Annotated in this window: 16 protein-coding genes and 1 tRNA gene; 3 read left to right on the forward strand and 14 right to left on the reverse strand. The window is 64.3% G+C overall.

Annotated elements, in window-relative coordinates:
- Nucleotides 1-57 precede the first annotated feature (57 nt).
- The 14 genes from GDJ97_RS07320 to GDJ97_RS07385 all read right to left on the reverse strand — a co-directional run bounded on the left by GDJ97_RS07320 (nt 58) and on the right by GDJ97_RS07385 (nt 16,565).
- Nucleotides 58-2,271, reverse strand: coding sequence for an FtsX-like permease family protein (locus GDJ97_RS07320; protein WP_152070643.1), 2,214 nt, complete (start codon nt 2,269-2,271; stop codon nt 58-60).
- Nucleotides 2,261-3,055, reverse strand: a complete 795-nt coding sequence (locus tag GDJ97_RS07325) for an ABC transporter ATP-binding protein (RefSeq protein ID WP_152070644.1) — start codon at nt 3,053-3,055, stop codon at nt 2,261-2,263. The genes GDJ97_RS07320 and GDJ97_RS07325 overlap by 11 nt, the downstream gene beginning before the upstream one ends.
- Nucleotides 3,056-3,176: 121 nt before the next feature.
- Nucleotides 3,177-4,025, reverse strand: a complete 849-nt coding sequence (gene vsr, locus GDJ97_RS07330; protein ID WP_152070645.1) for a DNA mismatch endonuclease Vsr — start codon at nt 4,023-4,025, stop codon at nt 3,177-3,179.
- A 169-nt stretch (nt 4,026-4,194) separates the two neighbouring features.
- The gene (locus GDJ97_RS07335) at nt 4,195-4,944 is read right to left on the reverse strand and encodes a DeoR/GlpR family DNA-binding transcription regulator (protein ID WP_152070646.1); all 750 of its coding nucleotides are present in this window, start codon (nt 4,942-4,944) and stop codon (nt 4,195-4,197) included.
- Between the two features lie 4 nt (nt 4,945-4,948).
- Nucleotides 4,949-6,046, reverse strand: coding sequence for a Gfo/Idh/MocA family protein (locus tag GDJ97_RS07340; protein WP_152070647.1), 1,098 nt, complete (start codon nt 6,044-6,046; stop codon nt 4,949-4,951).
- Between the two features lie 618 nt (nt 6,047-6,664).
- The gene (rph, locus tag GDJ97_RS07345; protein ID WP_152070648.1) at nt 6,665-7,399 is read right to left on the reverse strand and encodes a ribonuclease PH; all 735 of its coding nucleotides are present in this window, start codon (nt 7,397-7,399) and stop codon (nt 6,665-6,667) included.
- A gap of 46 nt (nt 7,400-7,445) precedes the next feature.
- Entirely contained in the window at nt 7,446-8,333 is an 888-nt protein-coding gene (gene murI / locus GDJ97_RS07350) for a glutamate racemase (protein WP_152070649.1), read from the reverse strand.
- An 80-nt stretch (nt 8,334-8,413) separates the two neighbouring features.
- Complete coding sequence (locus GDJ97_RS07355) at nt 8,414-9,322, reverse strand: HAD family hydrolase (protein ID WP_152070650.1); 909 nt, start codon at nt 9,320-9,322, stop codon at nt 8,414-8,416.
- A 108-nt stretch (nt 9,323-9,430) separates the two neighbouring features.
- Nucleotides 9,431-10,981, reverse strand: coding sequence for a Mur ligase family protein (locus tag GDJ97_RS07360; protein WP_152070651.1), 1,551 nt, complete (start codon nt 10,979-10,981; stop codon nt 9,431-9,433).
- A 175-nt stretch (nt 10,982-11,156) separates the two neighbouring features.
- Complete coding sequence (locus GDJ97_RS07365) at nt 11,157-12,722, reverse strand: Mur ligase family protein (RefSeq protein WP_226808910.1); 1,566 nt, start codon at nt 12,720-12,722, stop codon at nt 11,157-11,159.
- A 259-nt stretch (nt 12,723-12,981) separates the two neighbouring features.
- Nucleotides 12,982-13,057, reverse strand: a tRNA-Val gene (locus GDJ97_RS07370).
- Between the two features lie 53 nt (nt 13,058-13,110).
- Complete coding sequence (gene argB / locus GDJ97_RS07375) at nt 13,111-14,085, reverse strand: acetylglutamate kinase (protein WP_152070652.1); 975 nt, start codon at nt 14,083-14,085, stop codon at nt 13,111-13,113.
- 38 nt (nt 14,086-14,123) lie between these two features.
- Entirely contained in the window at nt 14,124-15,194 is a 1,071-nt protein-coding gene (argC, locus tag GDJ97_RS07380; RefSeq protein ID WP_152070653.1) for an N-acetyl-gamma-glutamyl-phosphate reductase, read from the reverse strand.
- Nucleotides 15,195-15,350: 156 nt separating this feature from the next.
- Complete coding sequence (locus GDJ97_RS07385; protein WP_152070654.1) at nt 15,351-16,565, reverse strand: iron-containing alcohol dehydrogenase; 1,215 nt, start codon at nt 16,563-16,565, stop codon at nt 15,351-15,353.
- A gap of 264 nt (nt 16,566-16,829) precedes the next feature.
- On the opposite strand from GDJ97_RS07385, the gene GDJ97_RS07390 reads away from it, so the two are divergent.
- The 3 genes from GDJ97_RS07390 (at nt 16,830) to GDJ97_RS07400 (ending at nt 19,477) form a co-directional block, all read left to right on the forward strand.
- Nucleotides 16,830-17,213: a NusG domain II-containing protein gene (locus tag GDJ97_RS07390; RefSeq protein WP_152070655.1), complete on the forward strand. Its 384-nt coding sequence runs from the start codon at nt 16,830-16,832 to the stop codon at nt 17,211-17,213.
- 113 nt (nt 17,214-17,326) lie between these two features.
- Nucleotides 17,327-18,406: a hypothetical protein gene (locus GDJ97_RS07395; protein ID WP_152070656.1), complete on the forward strand. Its 1,080-nt coding sequence runs from the start codon at nt 17,327-17,329 to the stop codon at nt 18,404-18,406.
- A gap of 6 nt (nt 18,407-18,412) precedes the next feature.
- Entirely contained in the window at nt 18,413-19,477 is a 1,065-nt protein-coding gene (locus GDJ97_RS07400; RefSeq protein WP_152070657.1) for a hypothetical protein, read from the forward strand.
- Nucleotides 19,478-19,550: the final 73 nt, after the last annotated feature.

Consider the following 19,550-nt stretch of genomic DNA (forward strand, 5'->3'; position numbering starts at 1 on the left):
CGCCCAACAATGCGGACCATCTCCACACGCGCATGCGGAGATGGTCCGACACTCACCTTACGCCCGCGCGGCGATGGCGTCTCGGATGACCTTGCGGCTCATGTGGTAGGTGATGAGGAAGTACCCGCCGTAGCACACCGCGAAGATCGCGCAGGCAAGGCCCACCATGCCGGAGATCTCCACGTGGCCGAAGAGCTCCACGATCCCGATGACCACGTGCAGCGCGACTGCGGAGTGCGCGATGCCAACAGCGAGCGGGAAGGCGAAGAGCACCGCCTGCTGCACGAGGAACGAGTGGTTCACCTGACGCGTGGGCGTACCGATCTCGGAGAGCATACGGCAGCTCGGACCAGCATCGGACACGCCCGAGAGCTGCTGGATGGTGAGGATCGCCGCACAAGCAACCACGAGGACCATGCCGATGTAGATGGCCAGGTAAGACACCATGGCGGACATAGAGTTCGCCGACTCGTAGACCTCGGTACGCGTCAGGGTCATGTACGACCACACACCGACCACGTGGCCGTCCTGCACGATGTTCACGTTGTCGTAAGAACTATCCTGGCCCGCACGCGTCACGTAGGCGTCGCCCTGCTCGGTTGAGATGCCGTCCTTGTAGTTGACGAGCAGGCTGCTCAACTCCAGGGTGAGGTTGAGATCGTCGACGACCCCGTCAGGCACGACGATGGTCCCCGGGTTCGAACTGCCGCCGGGGGTGTCGGAGAAGGCACTCAACGTGGCGTCCACCGAGGAGGCAACGGGCTTGAGCGAGTGCCCGCCGAGCTTGAGCTCGGTGCCGGCGGCGAGGACCTTGTCGTAGACGTTCGTCATCGACGTGCCCGCGTCACTCGTGATGAGGTAGCCGCTCTCGCCCAGATCGACCTGCTTGGCTCCACGGAAGACCAGATAGCGGTTGTAGTCGCTCTCCTTCATGAAGTACAAGGCCGCGTCGCCCGCGCCGGTGGGCAGACTGGCCCCCGCCATCTTGAAGAGCGCGGCAACGGAGAGAACGGGCTTGGGCGTGCCGGCCTGGCCCGCGGAATAGCCGCTGTAGAGGTTCACCTGAACGTGCTTGCCAGCGATATCGGCCAAGTTGTACGCGCGCCCGTCGTCGGCGGTCATGGGCTTGGTGCCGCCGTCCTTGGTGGAGACGGTACGATGCGCGCTCTCGGCCATGAGGTCGAGCGGCTGGGTCGTCACGCCATAGGAAGGCGAAGCGTCTCCGTCGTTGCGCGCATCTGCGGCCTGCTGGTCAAAGTACATCATGCCCACGGTGTAGTCGGCCGGCGTGCCGTTCTCAAGACCCGAGTTCATCGCCGCCAAGAGGGAGGTGCCCGAGGTCACGCTCGTGATGGCGAGGAAGAGCACCATCGCGACCACCGCGAGCGAGAAACTCACCGTGTTCACGCGGGATGAGAGCTGACGCAGCGTGAAGGGAGCCAAGCCGCGCCAGTAGATGTTGCGCGCATGTGACAGCACCTTGAGCAGAAAGCCCGAGAGGCCAAAGAACAGCAGGATCGTACCCACGATGACGAGCGCCGTGGTGAGGTAGAAGCGGTTCATCTCGGCCGGGTCATCCATCATGACCGGCATGCCATCATGCAGCAGGCGTGCATAGGCCACGCCCGTGAGCACCGCACCCACCACGAACACCGCAGCGGAGATCCAGGGATTCCGCACGCGCACGACCTCGCCGCGACGACCGGCACTCATGAGGTCGACGATCTTGGCCTTGGCCACTACGCGCAGGTTGAAGACGAGCGTCACGAGGAAGATGGCTGCAAGGCAACCGACGGTGATGAAAAACGCCGTGCCCGAGAGGAAGAAGCGGAAGTTCGAGACCTGCGTCTTGAAGAGTGCTGCCGTCGAGAAGACCATGAGCTGCGAGAGCGCGATGCCGGCGACAAGGCCCGCCGCGAGGGCTGCCACGGAGACGATGACCGTCTCGAGCGCCATCACGCGCGCCACCTGCCAGCGACTCATGCCGAGTACCTGGTAGAGGCCGAATTCCTTCTTGCGCCGCTTCATGATGAAGTTGTTGGCGTACACCAAAAGAAAGCCCATCACGAACGCGAGGAAGATGGTCATGCCGGCCATGAGACTTCCCATGAGCTCGCGCATGCCGAGCTCCTTGATGCCGGCGATGTCCACCTGCACGGAGATGGTGTTGAACGCATAGAAGACCATCACGCCAATGCCAAGCGTGACGAGGTAGACGAGGTAGTCGCGCCGCGCACGGCGGACGTTGCCCCAGGCGAGTTTACAGAGCATCGTTGCCCTCCCCACCCATCATGGCCACAACCTGCATGATGCGATCGAAGAACTGCTGGCGAGACATCTCGCCGCGGTGCAGCTCGGTGAACAGGCGGCCATCGCGGATGAAGAGCACCCGATGCGTGTAGCTCGCCGCAAAGCTATCGTGCGTGACCATGAGGACCGTGGCGCCATCACGTTGGTTCAGGGTCTCCAGGCTCTCGAGCAGCAGGCGCGCGTTCTTGGAATCGAGCGCACCCGTGGGCTCGTCGGCCATGATGAGCGCCGGGTTGGTGACGAGCGCGCGGGCTGCGGCGACGCGCTGCTGCTGGCCACCAGACATCTGGTAGGGATACTTGTCGAGCACCTGCGTGATTGACAGGCGGGCCGCCACGTCCTCCACGCGCTTGAGCACCTCGTCCGGCTTCACGCGGGCGATCGTGAGGGGCAACGCGATGTTCTCGCGCGCGGTGAGGGTGTCGAGCAGGTTGGACGCCTGGAAGATGAAGCCCAGCTGCTCGCGACGGAAGCGCGTGAGCTTCTGGGGCCCTAGACGGGTCACGTCTGCCCCGTTGATGTGCACCTCGCCACTCGTCACGGAATCGATGGTCGAGACGCAGTTGAGCAGCGTGGACTTGCCCGAACCGGACGGTCCCATGATGGACACGAACTCACCGGCTTCCACTGTGAAGCTCACGTCCTGAAGCGCGCGCGTCACGTTGCCGCGGGCACCGTACACCTTCTGGATATGCTTGACGGCCAGCACGGGACGTCCGAGCGCTTGCGATTCCTGCGTTGTCATGAATGCCTCCTTGAGAGAATGCCAATCGTTCTCGCATTCCATACTCTCAGGCAGCCGTTCCGCGTGCCATCGATTTACCTTACGCGTGCCTTACGCCTTTGTAAGGTTGGCGCCCCGGGCCCTACGCTCGCTTTGCCCCGCCGGCAGCGCGCACCATGTTGATCACGGTGTCCATCGTCTGGTCGATCTTGTCCTTTTTGAGCTGGCACTCCCAAATGGTGATGGCGGTCCAGCCCTGCTCGTCCAGCGCGGCAAGCGCAGCCTGGTCCCGCGCCACGTTACGGGCGAACTTTGCCTCCCAGAACGCCGTGTTGCGCTTTGGCATGCTCGGGTGACAGTGCGGGCACCGATGCCAGAAGCAGCCGTTTACGAAGATGGCAACCTTGCGACCGGGAAACGCGATATCCGGCCGACCCGGGGCCTTCTTCCACTGCAGACGATACCCGGTGAGCCCCGCCGCCCGCAGGCGCCGCCGCACCAGCATCTCGGGCTTGGTGTCGGCACGCTTGTTGCCTTGCATGGAATGGCGGCTGTCGTGCCGGCGCTTGATCATACCCTCGAGCGCATCCGCGTCGGCCGTCGCCAAGCGGCCGACGAATTCCACGTCAGCCGGCATCCAATCCAGCTTAGGCAGGGCCTCGCGCGCCACCCAGCGGAGATCCTGCTGGTTGTCATTGCGCTCTGGCTGCGGCGAGTCATCAGCGAGCTCGCACAGAAAGCACTCCATAGAGAGATGGAAGTCGTCGTAGTCATGTTCGACAGTGTAGCAGGCACGCAGGTCGGTCACGGTGACCTTCAGCTCCTCGGCCAGCTCGCGCGCGCACGTCTCCTGTGCGCTTTCCCCGCGCTCGACCTTCCCGCCGGGAAACTCCCACAACCCGGCCATGCTGCCATATCCGCGTTGCGCCACGAGCACGTGGCCATCCGACGCACGACGGATGACCCCCGCGGCAACGTGCACGACCTTCACGGCGAACCCCCATCTGAGCCAGATACAAAGAGACGAGGCCGCACAGGCCCCGTTCCAAGCAATCTAGCAGGTTTGCACGCATGGCGCCAACAGCGGCTGTGCTCGCGCAGAAAGACGGGGCCTCGCGATCCCGTCTGAGCAAGGTGGCAGGTTTGGAAGAAGCGGGCGATCAAGAAACGAGCTCGATACCGACCATGCCCTCGTAAGCGACTGGTACGTCCGTGGTGAGCACGGTCACATCGGCAAGCTCGGCAAACCGCACCGGCGCCACCCGGCCAAACTTGCTCGGGTCGGTGAGCACGAAGCGCCGCCCCGATGCCGTATGTTCAATCGAGAGCCGTTTGACCTCGGCCTCTTCGCGATCGGGCGTCGTCAGGCCGCGCGCGGCGTCGATGCCGTTTGCACCCCAGAAGCCGAGCGTGAAGTGGTAGCGGGAGAGGGCTTCGATCGCATCCGGTCCCACGACGGCACCCGTTGCCGCCTTGAGCTCGCCCCCCAGCAGCACCACCGTCAATCCGCGCGCCGCAAGGGACTGCGCATGCGGAGCGGAATCGGTAACGTAGGTGGCACCGCGCTCTTCCAGACAGCCCACCAACTCACGCGTCGTGGAGCCCGCGTCGATGTAGACGAAATCGTCAGGCCCCACCATCGCGGCAGCGGCGGCGGCAAGACGGCGTTTGTCGTCCGCATGCAGGCCATCGCGCTCGGAAATGGTCAGATCGCGCATCACGTGGGCATCCTCGCGTCGCGTGGCCCCGCCATGCACCTTGGCGAGTTTGTGAGCCGCGTCGAGTTTCTCCAGGTCGCGGCGCACGGTGGACTCAGATATCCCCAAATCGGCAGCGAGCTGGGCCACCGTCACCGTACCATCGCGCTCAACCTCAGACAGAATATGGGCGTAGCGCTCCTCGGCGATCATGAACTCACCGCTCCTCGGGGTAGACCACGCCCCAGTCCGCGCGCAGCTTCGTCATGATGTCCATCACGTCTGCCGCGTAATCGATGAGCTTGGCGCGGTCGGCGTCACCCGCCACGACCGCCTCAAGGTCGGCGATCTCGTAGCAGAGCGCGTAGGCCTCCTCGCCCGCAGACACCTCTTCCACACGGCCATCCGCGGTCCAGACGATCTTGGCCTTGTCCGCGCGCGGGTACGACTCGATCTCCAGATAGCACGTATCGAAGCTGATCATGGCGCGCTTGGGCTGCTTGGAGTGCAGGGAGAGGCTGAACACGCCCAGCTGGCCCTCGGCGTTGCGCATGACGAATCCGCTGGTCTGGTCAACGCCCGTGGAGGCGAGGTTCGCCAAGCTGACAATCTCGGTCGGCTGGCTCGCCATAAAGAGACGCGCCGCGGAGAGCGCGTACACGCCGATATCCAGCATGGCACCACCGGCGAGCTTGGGATTGTAGAACCGGTTGGTGAGGTCGCCGTACTCCTTATAGCTGCCAAAGTTCACCTGGGCGAGGTTCATCTGACCAAACTCGCCCGCCGCGGCACGGCGACGCAGCTCGTGGTAGAGCGGCATGTGCAGAATGGTCGTGGCATCCATGAGCTGCACGTGGTGCTCGGCGGCGATGGCGCGGGCCTCGGCGAGCTCGGCGGAGTTCAGGGTGATGGACTTCTCGCACAGTACGTGCTTACCCGCGGCGAGCGCTCCGCGCAGGTAGGTGATGTGCGTGTTGTGCGGCGTGGTGATGTAGATGGCGTCGATGGAAGGGTCGGCGTAGAGCTCCTCGAAGGTGTCGTACACGCGCTCCACGTGGTGGGCGGCGGCGAAGGCCTCGGCCTTTGACCGCGTGCGGTTCGCCACGCCGGCGAGCGTGCGGCCGGCCAACGCGAGCGAGGCGGCCATCTGGTTGGCGATGACACCGCACCCGATGACGGCCCAGCGCAACTCGGGCGCCGTGAAGATGTCCGTGGGGAACGGCTTGTCCGCCACGGCGGCAAAGGCGGCCTGCGCCGCCGCGGCGGCGTCGAGCGGAGCGGCGGTCTGATGCGAAGCTTCTGCGGTAGTCGCCATAGATTGGCTCCTTTCGATTGATTGATTATGGCGATTATTGCTTGCTTCTGCTCATTTGTGAAGCTTTCTGCGCATTGCCACGCAAACGGAACAAATACGCCGGCGAACGGTCAGCGAAGACGCCATCCCGACGGCCCACACGCATACAATAGGGGTCCCAAGCGGGGTGCTTCGCCCTTCCTTAAGCATTCTGAACTGGAGTTTCCCTCCTTTCCACACCACCGGCAAAGGAACGTAAGAACTTCTTTAGACGAGTGGAGTGGCGGGGCCGGGCATAATGGTCTCAGCGCATCGAAGGCCCCAACGGCCGATGCGCAGAATAGGCGGACGAGCGAGGAGGCCACGCATGCATTCTCCCAATGACGCAAGCACGACGCATGTGCTGCCTTCCCAACGTGCGAACCAATTCTCCTTCCCCCCGACACAGAGATTTGGCCTCCTCGCCTCCCCCGTCCGCAGCCAGGATCAACGCGAGAACCTCCAGGAGAGCTACGAACGCCTCCTTGACAGTCTCGAGCTTCGGCTGGCAAGTTAATCTCGCACGGAAACGCCGAAGGGCGCTCGCAAACCTTCTGCGAGCGCCCTTCATTGCAATCAGCCATTGTAGAGAGTTGGATGTTAGTCGCGGAACCCCGTGACCTCGTTTTGCAGGTCGATGAGCTTCTTGATGCCCGCGTCGCCCAGGTCGAGCAGGGTGTTCAGCCGCGCGCGGTCGAACGTGATGCGCTCGCCCGTTCCCTGCAGCTCCACCATCTCGCCGGAATCCATGGCCACCAGGTTCATATCGACCTCGGCATTGGAGTCCTCGGAGTAGTCGAGGTCGAGCAGGCACGCGCCGTCAACCACGCCCATAGACACGGCGGCAACCTGACCGAGAAGCGGCAAGCGAGAGATTTTTCCCGCATCCACCCACGCCATGAGCGCGTCGTGGAGCGCCACCCATGCGCCGGTGATGCTCGCGGTCCGCGTGCCGCCATCGGCCTGAATCACGTCGCAATCGACGGTGACGGTGTACTCACCCAGCGCCTTAAGGTTCACTGCAGCGCGGAGCGATCGACCGATCAGCCGCTCGATCTCCATGGAGCGACCCTTGCGACCTTTGTACTCGCGCGCGGTGCGACGTCCCGTCGCCGCCGGCAGCATGGCGTACTCGGCCGTCACCCAACCGGCACGGCTCGCACGACGCCACGCGGGCAGGCCCTCCTCGATGGTCGCGGCGCAGAGCACGCGCGTGTCGCCGAACTCCACCAGGCAAGAGCCGAGCGCGTTCTTCATCACCTCGCGCGTGAGCGTCACCTTGCGCATGGCATCCGCCGCACGCCCGTCCTTGCGGTTCACTTCGATCAGGTCCATGACGATCCTTTCAAACACAAAATCGGGGGCCACCCGACAGCTCAAGCTACCCCAGCAGTTCAAGCTCGCTGATGTCCACGCGCTCGATGCTGCGCAACGGCTGCCCAAAGATAAAGCTGCCCGCCGCGGCGAACTCGGCGATGTTCTCGGACGTGGTGGCAAAGCGATGCTCCGGCACCACCATATCAGGTGCGAGCTGCTCGCGGCGCGTGAGGATATCCGCCAGCTCGCGCGTCGTCTCCTCGGCGGAGCTCACCACGCGCACACCCGGTCCCAACGCCCGGCGAATCGGGTTCGCGAGCAAGGGGAAATGCGTGCAGCCGAGCACCACGGTGTCGATGCCCTCGGGCGCGAGCGGCCGCACCGTCTCGGCTACCTCGGCGCGAATCTTCGGCGTGTCGAATACGTCCTTGCCCTCAAGCCAGCGTTCCTGCAGATGCGCACCGGTCGCGAGCTCGCGCTCCACGATGTCCACAAAGCTCGAGGCAGGGCAGCTGTACACGTCCACGCCAGCATCGCGACCCTGAATGGCGCGCGTGTACGCGCCCGAGCGCACGGTGAGGTTGGTGGCCAGCACGCCCACCTTGCGCGTGCGCGTGGAGTTGATCGCCGCCCGGGCACCCGGGGCGATCACGCCGATCACCGGCACGGACAGCAGCTGCTGCAGCGTGGTGAGCGCCGCCGCGGTTGCCGTGTTGCAAGCGATCACGATGATCTTGACGTTCGCGCGCTCGAGCCAACGGCCCGCCTCGACGGCGAACTTGCGAACCTCGCTCACGCTGCGCGTGCCGTACGGGCACCGCTCCGTATCACCGAAGTAGTAGATGGATTCGTGCGGGAGCGTCTCCGCAATGGCACGGGCCACGGTGAGTCCGCCCAAGCCGGAATCGAACACGCCGATCGGCCGTGCGTCGCCCACGATCTCCTCAGACATAGCAACCCCTCCTACCTTGCAGTCCTTCCGCGGCACGCGACATGAGCGCCTCAGTTCCTCCAAAACGCCCGCCTTCTCCGCTATACCGCGGACTGAGCCTCGAGCATGGTCTCCATGGTGTGTACCCAACCGGTCACACTGGAACCGCGCGCCACGAACGCGTTGTCCGCGCCTGCCAGGAATTCCCGGGCACCGGGATTCTCCAGACCGTTCTCCACCAGCAGGAACACCTCCACAGCGCTCGCCATGGAGAAATCCGAGCGCGAGTCTCCCAGCGCCATGGTCTCAGCCGTATCGATGCCGCGCAACTTACAAAAGCGCTCGATCGCGCGCCCCTTGTTGAGGCCGCCCGGCTGGATGTTGAACGCGCGACCGCGAACGCCCCCGGGCAGTTTGAGCGTGGTGGGCGCGGAGATGTAGTTGAGGAAGCCGTTGTCGCTCCAGTCGAGCGCGAGCCCGCTCCGGGAGAGAATCTCCCGCGCCTCCTCATCGGGCACCTCGCCGCGCAACCCGATGGTCACCTCGCGGTACTTGTAGCCGTTGGCCATATCGTTGTGGTACTCCAGCAGCCCGGGCCAACGGCGCCCGAACTCCTCACAAATGCCCGTGCGCTCGATCACCTCGTGCGGCGTCAGGCCGCACGCCGGGTCGTAGGCCATGTCGGCGGTGAAGTACTCCCAGCGTCCGGCTCGGTCGTCCAGCGCCAAGATGCCGCCCATCTCGCCGATGAAGGAGTTGAGCCCTAGCACGCGCGTGTCCTCATGAAGCATCGCGCGATTGCGGCCAGAGCACGGAATGATCTCCACGCCCGCCGCGCGCAGGCGCAGCAGCATCGAGACCAGATCCAAGCTCGGCGCACCATCGTCGCCCATGAGCACGCACGAGCTTCGAAGCATCGTTCCGTCCATGTCGGTGAACACGTAGCGAATACGCGCGAGACGCTCGCGCAGAGCGCCCTCGGCACGTTCAGGCAGCGTGGAGCAAGACATTGAGCCTCCCGGTCGAACAGGTAGCAGACGTACAAACCTGCCCATCATAGCAGGAGAAAGGCGGCGTGCCGCCGAACCGGGCGACACGCCGCAGACGCTCATGAGTGCCTAACCCTCGATGAACTCCTTCGCCAACTCCATATCGCTCTTAACGGTTACAAAGTTGTCACCGCGCTGCTGATGCGTCTCGGCACCCTTGGCCAGCAACAGCACCACCGCCGGCCTGTGCCCGCGCGCATATTCAAAGGCGCGCTTGGCCGCCAGCTCGCGATCCACCTGGATCTCGTAGTTGGCACCCGCAGGCAAGTGAGAGGCAACTTCCTCGCACAGCGCCAGCACGTCCTCGTGGGCCGGATCCTCCTCCGAGAGGATCATGAGGTCGGAGTAGCGCGACGCCACCTCGGGGCACTCATGCCGGCGCTCTTGGGCCTTGTCACCACGGGCGCCGAAGATGGAGACGATGGTATGCTCGGGGTACTCCTGGTGCACATAGCCAAAGATCGCCTCGTAGGAGTACTTGTTGTGCGCAAAGTCGACGATGCCGATCACCTGGCCGTCCTTTGAGCGAATCATGTCCATGCGACCCGGAACGTGCACATGGAGCAGGCCCTCGAGGATGCACTCCATGGGCACGCCCATGATGCGCGCGCAGGCGATGGCGGTCAGCGCATTCTCGACATTGAAGGTGCCGGGCATGCCCAGCTTGACCTCAACGGTCTGAGGCTCCCCCGCCGTCTCGGACAGCGCGGGCGAGAGCGTCAGCGTGAAGACGGCATCGGTCTCGTCGGAGTGGATATTGGTGGCGCACGCATCGGCCTCCGGATGCTCCACGCCGATGGTCACCACACGCTCAGCCTGCTTTGCCGCGGCCATCACCTCGTCGAGATGGTCCGTGCCCAGGTTCACGACTGCCGTGTGGCAGCGCTCGAAGATGCGCAGCTTGGAGGCGAGATAGTCGGCAAAGTCACGATGCTCGACCGGCGAGATGTGGTCGCGCGAGATATTGGTGAAGCAGGCGATGCTGAACGGCACACCCAGCACGCGGTTGTATTTAAGCGCCTGGCTCGAGACCTCGAGTAGCATGGCCTTGTGCCCGGCCTTGCGGCAGTTGTCCAGGTGACGCCAGAGCTCGGGTGCCTCGGGCGTGGTGTTGAACGCCTCGAAGTTCTCGATGCCGTCGTCGTTTAGGATGGAGCCCATGATGCCCGCGGAACGATGCTCGGCCTTCAGGATGGTGCGCAGCATGACGGTCGTGGACGACTTGCCCTTGGTACCGGTGACGCCCACGATGGTGAGGTCGCGATCGGGATGGTCGTAAAACACGGGTGGGATGGCCGCCATGGCGAGACGCACGTCGGTCACGACGATGCCGAGGCAGGACCGGGCGGCGGGCAGGTCCTTCAGCTCGTCGGCCAGCTGCTCGTTCGCCACGTAGCACGCGGCACCGGCCTCGACCGCGCTCGTCAGGTAGCGCGGATGGAAGTGGATGCCCTTGGCAAAGAACAGATACCCCGGCTTGACCTCGCGGGAATCAAAGGTACATCCCGCCAACGGGGTGTCGAGCCCAGCTGCCCCCTCGGGCTGCGAGAGGGAAACGAAGAGCCCCTTTTCCTTCAGCACGCTGACGATGTCGCCGATCGCAATCCCTGAACCGTTCATTGATGCCAAAACCTTCCTGGCTAATCCCTCTTGCAACACCCCTTACTGTGTCACACTTACGCCGCCGTTACACGCCATTCGGCACGAAAGGCCATAACGTCCATGCGTTGTTCCGAGAAATGTAAGCCTTGGCACCCTGAATCGGTCGGGGCAAGGAGGCCGCGCGTCGTCCGATCTATCGCTCCCGAATCAATTCTCGCGCCAGCTCAAGATCGCTTTTGACCGGCACGTACGCATCGCCGCGATGCTGACGTGTCTCCTCCCCCTTGGCGAGGAGCAAGACCAGCGCGCGACTCCCCTCGGCCGCGGCAAAGGCGGCATGGACGGCTTCTTCGCGATGCGGGATAATCCTGTACGCAGCCCCCGCTGGCACATTGGCGGCCATTTCCGCGCAGATGTCCTCCACGCGCTCGTGAGCGGGGTCCTCCTCGGTGAAGATCATCAGATCGCAGAAGGGCGCCGCCGCGCGCGGCAGCTCGCGGCGTCGATCCTCAGCCTTGCCTCCCGGGGCTCCGAATACGGCGATGACCTTACGGCCTGGATACTCTCGCCTCACCGTACCAAAGAGGGCGCGATACGAGAGCTCGTTGTGCGCGTAGTCCACGATGGCCACCACGTTCTCGTTCGCCGAACGCAGCACCTCCATGCGGCCGGGCACGCGCACCCGACGCAGGCCGCCGGCGATATGGTCGATGCCAACGCCCATGAGCCGCGCACAGGCAATGGCAGCAAGCGCGTTCTCCACGTTGAAGACGCCCGGCATATCGAGCTCGAACGCGTGCTCCTCATGGACACCCGAAGCGGAAATCGACGGGGAGAGCACCAGCGTGAAGGTGACCACGCCCTCGCGAGCGGTGACATCCCGGGCGCTCACGTTGGCGTCCGCGCGGTCAATGCCCACGGTCACCAAGCGCTCGGCCCGCCCCGCCGCGGCAATCACCCGGTCCGCATGAGCGCAGCCCAGGTTCACCACCGCCGTCTTGCACTGCTCAAAGATGCGAAGCTTGGAGGAGAAATAGTCCTCGAACGAAGGATGCTCGACAGCGGAGATATGGTCGCGGCCGATATTCAGGAAGCACGCGATATCGAACGCGACGCCGCTCACGCGCTCGTACTTGAGCGCTTGACTGGAAACCTCCATAATCATGGCCCGGCGTCCAGCGCGGCGACAATTGGCCAGATGGCGCCAAAGCTCCGGTGCCTCGGGTGTGGTGTTTACCGCTTCCGCCTGTTCGATGCCGTCATCGCACATGATGGAACCCATGATGCCCGGCGTGCGCCCCGCGTCTTCCAGTATCGAACGCAGCATATACGACGTCGTCGTCTTGCCCTTGGTGCCCGTAATGCCCACCAAGGCAAGCTCGCGGTCGGGCCGTCCGTACACGATCGGCGAGACGACCGCCATGGCGCAGCGAATACTCGTGACGAAGATGGAGGGTACGGCGTCCGCACCGGCAACGGTGGCAAGCGCAGGAGCCAGGGTCGCGTCGGCAAGATAGCACGCGGCGCCCGCCTTGAGCGCTCGGACCAGATAGTCGGGTTTGAAGCGTGCGCCCTTGCAGAAGAAGAGCTCGCCCGGATGCACTGCGCGCGAGTCGAACGAACAGCCGGCCAACGGGACGTCCAGAGCGGCCGCCGAAGCGGCGCAGCGTGCCTGTTCGGCCGGAGCAAGCAGTCCGTTTTTGGCGAGCGCCTCTACGACGTCGCGGACCGAAGCCACCCGCATATCCTGTGCCCCCATGCACCCTCCTCGTATCATGGAAAATCGGTAGCGTTATGCACCATTCCACCTGCCCATGAGGCTTGTGCATGAATAGCTATCGAATAATTGGATACATCGTAGCATGCACGGTGGGCGGAAGACGGGTGCCGACATGCCCAATCGGGCACCTGACAACTCCTTTACGACTCGCGCAAAAAATATCCAAATCGGAGCATTGAATCGGGTTTCGGGGCCGCGGCATGGAAACGGCCCCTCGCGAGGGGCCGTGCCTGACCTGTGGTGGGCGACGAGGGATTCGAACCCCCAGCCTTGTGCGTGTAAAGCACCTGCGCTAACCGTTGCGCCAGTCGCCCGTAAGAAACCAGTATAGCGGAACAGTAGCCAGATGTTGGAATCCGGGCGACCTTTACGCCTCTCCTTCAGCCTCATCCAGGTTTTCGGACAGGCGCGAGGCAAACGCGCCCAGCGGATGGGGCTGCGTATCATGCTCGTACGCTACCTGCGTGGAGTGGATCACCGTACCCACGCCCGTGTCCGTCAGCAGCTCCAGCAGCAGCGAGTGCGGCGTGGTGCCGTTGATGATGTGCGCCCGGAAGACGCCGCCCTCAAGCGCCGCCACGCAGCTCTCCAACTTGGGAATCATGCCGCGCGCAATCTCGCCGTCCTCGATCATCTTTACCGCCTCCTCCAGTGTGAGATTGGAGATAAGCGAGTTCTTGTCGGAGAAGTCCTGGTACAGGCCGTCCACGTCCGTCAAGAAGATGACCTTGTGCGCGTGCACGGCGGCGGCGATGCGACCCGCGGCAACGTCTGCGTTGATGTTGTAGAACCCGCCATCCTCTCCCTGCGCCACCGTCGCCACCACGGGTATGTAGTCGGCTGCCATCAGGCTCTCCAGGTAGTCCGCGTTGACGCGGGTGATCTTGCCCACGCGCCCCAGCCCCGGGTCGAGCTCGGTGGCCACGATGGTGCCCGCGTCCGATCCGGACACCCCCACGGCCAGGTTGCCATGGGCGTTTACCGCGGCGACCAGTTCCTGGTTGACCTTTCCCACCAGCACCTCGCGCACGATCTCCATCGTCTCCGTCGTGGTGACGCGCTGACCGTCCCTGAACTCCACAGGCAGGTCGTAGTGCGCAAGTGCCTCATTGATGGCCTTGCCGCCTCCGTGCACGATCACCGGGTTCATGCCGATGATCTTGAGCAGCACGATATCGCTCATAACGTCAGCGCGGAGTCGTACATCCACCATCGCCGCGCCGCCGTACTTGATAACGACCGTCTTACCGGTCAGGTTCTTGATCCACGGCAGGGCCTCGAACAGGAGCTGCGCCGTTTCCTCGGCGGGCGCGACCGGGCGCGATTCATACGCGAATTTCATGGGAGCCTCATTTCTGAAATGGGAGGAGCAGGCGTTTCTTAGACGGGCAGGGCGGTCAGGGGCAAACCTCGTCGCTCGTCGAGCCCGAACACGATGTTCGCGCACTGCACCGCTTGCCCCGCCGCACCCTTGCAGAGGTTATCAATCGCGCCCGTGGCAACGAGCACGCCGGCGCGGGCGTTCATGGAAAGTCCCACCTGGCAGACGTTCGTCCCCACCACGGAGGCCGTCTGCGGCTGCTTGCCCGCGTCGAGCACGCGCACAAAGGAGCGTTCCTGGTAGAAGGTGCGATACGCGGTCACGGCCCCATCGGTTGAAACCGCGCCCGCAGCTTCCGCGGTCAGCGGCAGCGTAACGGTGGACAGCAAACCGCGCTTGAGCGGCGCCAGGTGCGGCGTGAAGACCACGCGACCGGGCGCGCCAAGAATCTGCTCGATCTCGGGCGTATGACGATGGCTCCCCACGCCGTAGGCCTCGAGGTTCTCGTCTGCCGAGCAGAAATGCGTGCGCGCGTTGCAACCCTTGCCGGCGCCCGTGACGCCCGAGATGGCATCCACCACGATCGGCGCGTCCTCGCGAACCCAACCCGCTCGAATCGCGGGGGCAGCGGCAAGGGAGGTCGCCGTGGGATAGCAGCCCGCGCAAGCCACAAGCACGGCATCTCCCGCCGCACGGCGCTCGGCCGCGACGGCGAGCCCATCGGCGAAGAGCTCCGGCAACCCGAATGCGCGCTCCGCCAGCAGCTCGGGCGATGTATGCGGCGTCTGGTACCACGCCTCGTATATGGCAGGATCGCTCAGGCGGTAATCCGCGGAAAGGTCGATCACGGTAACGCCGGCAGCGTGCAGCTGCGGTGCCATCGCCAGCGCTGCGGTGTGCGGCACGGCGAGGAACACGGCATCGCAGATTGCGAGCGCCGGGTCGTCGTGCGTGGTGAACACCAGGTCCGAGACACCGGTAAACGCCGGATAGACGCTTGAGAGCGCCTGACCGGCGTCGGCGTTCGACGTGATGGCCACCAGCTCGAAATCCGGATGCTGTAAGAGCAAGCGAACCAGCTCGGCCCCCGCATAGCCTGCGGCACCGACCACAGCAACTTTGTATGCCATAGGGTCTCCCCTCAACGCAGCCGCATATTGCAGCCTTTGTTATGCATTGAGTCGAAAGGATAGCACCTCGTCATACGGATTCGTGCAAAAAGAAAAAGTGGCACATGGAGACGATCCCCATGTGCCACGTGCAGTCAGAAATAACCCGACAGGAGCTTAGAAGTTGACGGGCTCGTCCTTGTAGACGCACTCGAGCAGCTGCTCCATCTCCTCCTGCGTGGGCTTACGCGGGTTGGAGAGCGTGCAGGCGTCCAGCAGCGCGTTGGCGGCCACCTCGGACTTCTTGGCCTCGAACTCGGCGTAGTCGATGATGGACTCGTCGGCCTTCACGCCGTACTGGCCGTAGTTCTTGATGCCCTGCGGAACATCCAGCTTGTCGTTGAGGTCGCGAATCTCCTGGACCAGGGCCTCCACGAGCTCGTCCTCGGTCTCGCCGGCCAGGTGCAAGATCTCCTTGGCGATGTAGGCGTAGCGCGTCTTGGCCGCGGGCACCTTGGCGTTGAACTGAATGACCTTGCCGAGGTACATGGCGTTCGCGCAGCCGTGGATGATGTGGTCGCCGGAGTAGGCGGCACCGGTCTTGTGCGCCATGGAGTGCACGATGCCGAGCAGGCCCGAGGAGAAGGCGATGCCGGCGATGCACTGGGCCTCGTGCATGTGGGCGCGGGCCTCATGGTCGCCCTGGTAGCTCTTGGGCAGCCACTCGACGATCTCGCGGATGGCGTGCAGCGCGTTGGCGTCGGTGAACATGGAGCTGGCGGTGGAGACGTAGGCCTCGATGGCGTGCGTCAGCGCGTCCATGCCGGTGTGGGCGCAGAGCTTCTGCGGCATGGTATAGGTGAGCTCGGGGTCCACGATGGCCACATCGGGCGTGATGTTGAAGTCGGCCAGCGGGTACTTGATGCCCTTCTCGTAGTCCGTGATGACGGAGAACGCGGTGACCTCGGTCGCGGTGCCGGAGGTCGAGGAGATGGCGCAGAACTTGGCCTTCTGGCGCAGCTCGGGGAAGCTGAACGGGACCACGGCCTCCTCGAAGGTCTCGTCCGGGTACTCGTAGAACAGCCACATGGCCTTGGCGGCGTCGATGGGCGAACCGCCGCCGATGCCGATGATCCAGTCGGGCTGGAACTCGGTCATGGCCTTGGCGCCGCGCATGACGGTCTCAACGGACGGGTCGGACTCGACGCCCTCGAACAGCTGGACCTCGAAACCGGCCTCCTTGAGGTCGGCCTCCACGTCCTGCAGGAAGCCACCGCGACGCATGGAGCCGCCACCGGTGACGACGATGGCGCGCTTGCCCTTGAGCTTCTTCACCTCATGACGAGCGCCCTCACCAAAGTACAAGTCGCGCGGATTGGTGAACTGTCCCATATCTTGCCTCCACTTCACAAGCCCCTCTTGGCTTGATATTGGACGGAGCCCCTTTGGCCCCGTATTGACCAGGGATTGGGAACATCGCGCCAGGCGATCGCACGCGACGTTCTCAAGTCGCTTTGCAAGGTTCATCGGCATCTATTTTACTCCCCCATCCGTGCGGCGAATTCGTGATTCCCCGCGTACTCGGACCTCTTTCTATAGACTGGACTCTGCGTTAAACAACGGCGAAGATTCTTATCCTCCCGGGAGGTGACAGCCATGAAGAAAGGCGATCGACTGCTTGTCGTCGCTCTGGCCGCGGCACTCGTTGCCTTTGGAGGCTGGTGGCTGCTCTCCCGCGTCACCGCCGCCGGCAGCAGCGCGGAGGGTGGCCCGGTGGTGGTCTGCCAGACCAAGGACGGCTTCTATCGTGCAGATCCGCTGAGCTCTGACGCTACGTACACCGTAAAGACCAAGGCAGGCGACTGGAACGTCGTGCAGATCAAAGACGGCGAGGTTGATGTGACCAAGGCGAACTGCGCCAACCAGGTCTGCGTCGACCACGACCCCATCCGCCAAGAGGGCGAGCAGATCGTTTGCCTACCGCACGGCATGGTGGTCGAGGTTGTTGCGAACGAGGCCGACGCCACATCGCTCTCGTAGCACCCGCCGCCCCGCGTGGTCCGACCCGCCCGCGCAGCCTTCGCCTGCTCCGCCTACCTTGGTGCGCCAAAGGGGTATAGTGTTCCAATTACCGAAGCTCGAAGGGAGGCGCCATGGCCTTTGACCCTTTGCAGGAGGACTGCCAGCGCCTCATACTGCAGAACATGCGCCGCGAGAACATCTCCATCACCGATGAGGCCTACGTGGAGCACTGCCTTGCAACGTACGAGGGCGATCCCGCGCCGCTGGTCAAAACGGATCGCGACCGTTCGTTCCACCTCACCGCCAGGGCCGCCGTGCTCGCAGACTACCGGGTACCGTTCCTCACGGACGAGACCGAGGCGGATCGCCAGGAAGACCTGGCTGTCGGCTACCTCGAAGAGGCCGTCGAGCTGGACGATCGCAACTGGGACGCCCGGCGCATGCTCGCCGAGATCGACGCCGAGTCCACCACGGGGTTCGTCTCCTATCTCTCCGAGCACGTAGGCCAGGTGCTTGAAGATGCCCACGCCGCCGCCGACGAGGCCCGCAGCCCCTTCGAGCGCGAACTTGCAGTCGAGCTGGAAACTCGCCCGTACCTGCGCTGGCTTGCAACCCTCTCGTCGCGCCTGCTCATTGCCGGGCGATACCGAGCCTCACTCGAAGTGGCCGAACAGAGCCTTGCGCTCGCACCAACCGATCCCGCCGGCGTTCGACACACCGGCATGCTCTCCCTGGCCAAGCTCGAAGCCGATCAAGACGAGCTCCGGCGCTTCCGTCGTCGGCACGCCGTGGCCTATCAGGCGGGCAGTCCGTTGCAGCGCCGCCATCACCTTTCCGAGAAGCGGCCCGACCCCTGGACGCTCTTGGCCCAGCTGAGCGCCGCGTGGCGCGCGTTTGACAACGCAGGCGCACGCAAACTGCTGGGTACCCTGGTGCGCTCCTGCCCCAATGCGGCCCAAGCGCTCTACCAGCAGATGGAGTTTCCCGAGGGCCTGTATTCTCGCGTGGCGGTGACGCCCGGCAGCGACGACGAGCTTATCCTCGCCATCAGCGAAGCGACCCCGCTGCTCCAAGAGGGCCTGGGGGCTCCCGACAACGCGAGCTTTGCCGTGTGGATCGCCGAGCACGAGGTCGTTACCGACGCGCTAGACGAGAAGGACCGCGCGAACGCACGGAATTACCGAGCGCCTCGCCCGAGCAGCGAGAATTGATTCGCCATGGAACCTGCTGCCTACCTCCCCGCCTACCTTGAGCGCCAATACCTGGCCTCGCATCCGGACCTCACCTCTGCCGCCCGGGAACTGCTCCACGCGGAAGTGACAAAGCATCCTGAGCGCTATGCCACGAGCGAGCACGCCCGCGTGCTGCTCGCCTATGCCGACGTTCACAACCGCATGATGCGCGACCTGACCGGGCTCGACGACCTCTCCGACGAGGAGTTCGAACGGCGCCAGGCCAAGATCTTCGGCGAAGCGCAGACCACGCTCGCGAAGCTCTGCGAGGTCGACCGCCTATGCGTCGATGCGCAGTGCTCGAAGATCATGCTCGCCGACGTGCCCCTCGACTACTGCCTGCGCGACCTGCTCGCACTCGAGGAGCGGGTGCGCTCCTACCTCTGTGGCGCCGTTGAGGGGTTCGATCCGGACGCGCCGCATTATTGGAACGAGCGCTCGCTTGCCAAAACCGGCGAAACCGCAGTGGAACGCACCGTTGCGGAACCCGAAGTCATCGGGTGGCTACATACGCTCGAGGCCATTTCCCAGCTCTGTCTTGCGAGCGCACGGTATCGTGCCGCCGCGCGCTATGCGCGGCAGGTCGTTCGCGCAGAGGGCTACCTCACGCACGCGGGCGGCGTGCTGCTCCTCGCCTGCGCCCGCCTGGAAGACGAAGAGGGCTTTTTCGCCGCCGCGCATGACCTGGATGGCAGACTACCGAGCGCGGATAACGCAAGCGCCGTCGGGACGATCGAGAATTCCCCGTGGTACCTTCTCGGCCGCGCGGTTCTGCTCTACAAACTCGGCCGCGAGAAAAGCGCCCAGCGCGCACTCCGCGACTTCTCCAAGCGCTGCGAAGGCGGCGCCTTCTTCCTGTTGAATCCCATCTACCTGAGTCCCTACCTGCCCGTTCGTCCACCCGTGCGCCATGCATGGGAGCTGAGCCACCAGGCCACCTGGGAGGCGGACGGCATCATCTCGGACACGCCCGACTTCGCCACCTGGGCGGCAGACGTGCCCGGCATCAGCGACGCTTCCGAGGAATTCGCGCGCGCCAACGGGTTCTAAAGGCTCCAAGCGATGCACGAGTCCGGGCTGCCCTTTCGCGCGAACCCAGCTGCCGCGTCGCCACAGCCGAACC

This window comes from Collinsella sp. AK_207A, assembly GCF_902501965.1.
In the GTDB taxonomy this organism is placed as follows: Bacteria; Actinomycetota; Coriobacteriia; order Coriobacteriales; family Coriobacteriaceae; genus Collinsella.

Bases quoted from the DNA above. Each gene is read 5' to 3' on its own strand.
- GDJ97_RS07320 (WP_152070643.1), bottom strand. From the start codon at position 2,271: ATGCTCTGTAAACTCGCCTGGGGCAACGTCCGCCGTGCGCGGCGCGAC.
- GDJ97_RS07325 (WP_152070644.1), bottom strand. From the start codon at position 3,055: ATGACAACGCAGGAATCGCAAGCGCTCGGACGTCCCGTGCTGGCCGTC.
- GDJ97_RS07335 (WP_152070646.1), bottom strand. From the start codon at position 4,944: ATGATCGCCGAGGAGCGCTACGCCCATATTCTGTCTGAGGTTGAGCGC.
- GDJ97_RS07340 (WP_152070647.1), bottom strand. From the start codon at position 6,046: ATGGCGACTACCGCAGAAGCTTCGCATCAGACCGCCGCTCCGCTCGAC.
- rph (WP_152070648.1), bottom strand. From the start codon at position 7,399: ATGGACCTGATCGAAGTGAACCGCAAGGACGGGCGTGCGGCGGATGCC.
- murI (WP_152070649.1), bottom strand. From the start codon at position 8,333: ATGTCTGAGGAGATCGTGGGCGACGCACGGCCGATCGGCGTGTTCGAT.
- GDJ97_RS07355 (WP_152070650.1), bottom strand. From the start codon at position 9,322: ATGTCTTGCTCCACGCTGCCTGAACGTGCCGAGGGCGCTCTGCGCGAG.
- GDJ97_RS07360 (WP_152070651.1), bottom strand. From the start codon at position 10,981: ATGAACGGTTCAGGGATTGCGATCGGCGACATCGTCAGCGTGCTGAAG.
- GDJ97_RS07365 (WP_226808910.1), bottom strand. From the start codon at position 12,722: ATGGGGGCACAGGATATGCGGGTGGCTTCGGTCCGCGACGTCGTAGAG.
- argB (WP_152070652.1), bottom strand. From the start codon at position 14,085: ATGAAATTCGCGTATGAATCGCGCCCGGTCGCGCCCGCCGAGGAAACG.
- argC (WP_152070653.1), bottom strand. From the start codon at position 15,194: ATGGCATACAAAGTTGCTGTGGTCGGTGCCGCAGGCTATGCGGGGGCC.
- GDJ97_RS07385 (WP_152070654.1), bottom strand. From the start codon at position 16,565: ATGGGACAGTTCACCAATCCGCGCGACTTGTACTTTGGTGAGGGCGCT.
- GDJ97_RS07390 (WP_152070655.1), top strand. From the start codon at position 16,830: ATGAAGAAAGGCGATCGACTGCTTGTCGTCGCTCTGGCCGCGGCACTC.
- GDJ97_RS07395 (WP_152070656.1), top strand. From the start codon at position 17,327: ATGGCCTTTGACCCTTTGCAGGAGGACTGCCAGCGCCTCATACTGCAG.
- GDJ97_RS07400 (WP_152070657.1), top strand. From the start codon at position 18,413: ATGGAACCTGCTGCCTACCTCCCCGCCTACCTTGAGCGCCAATACCTG.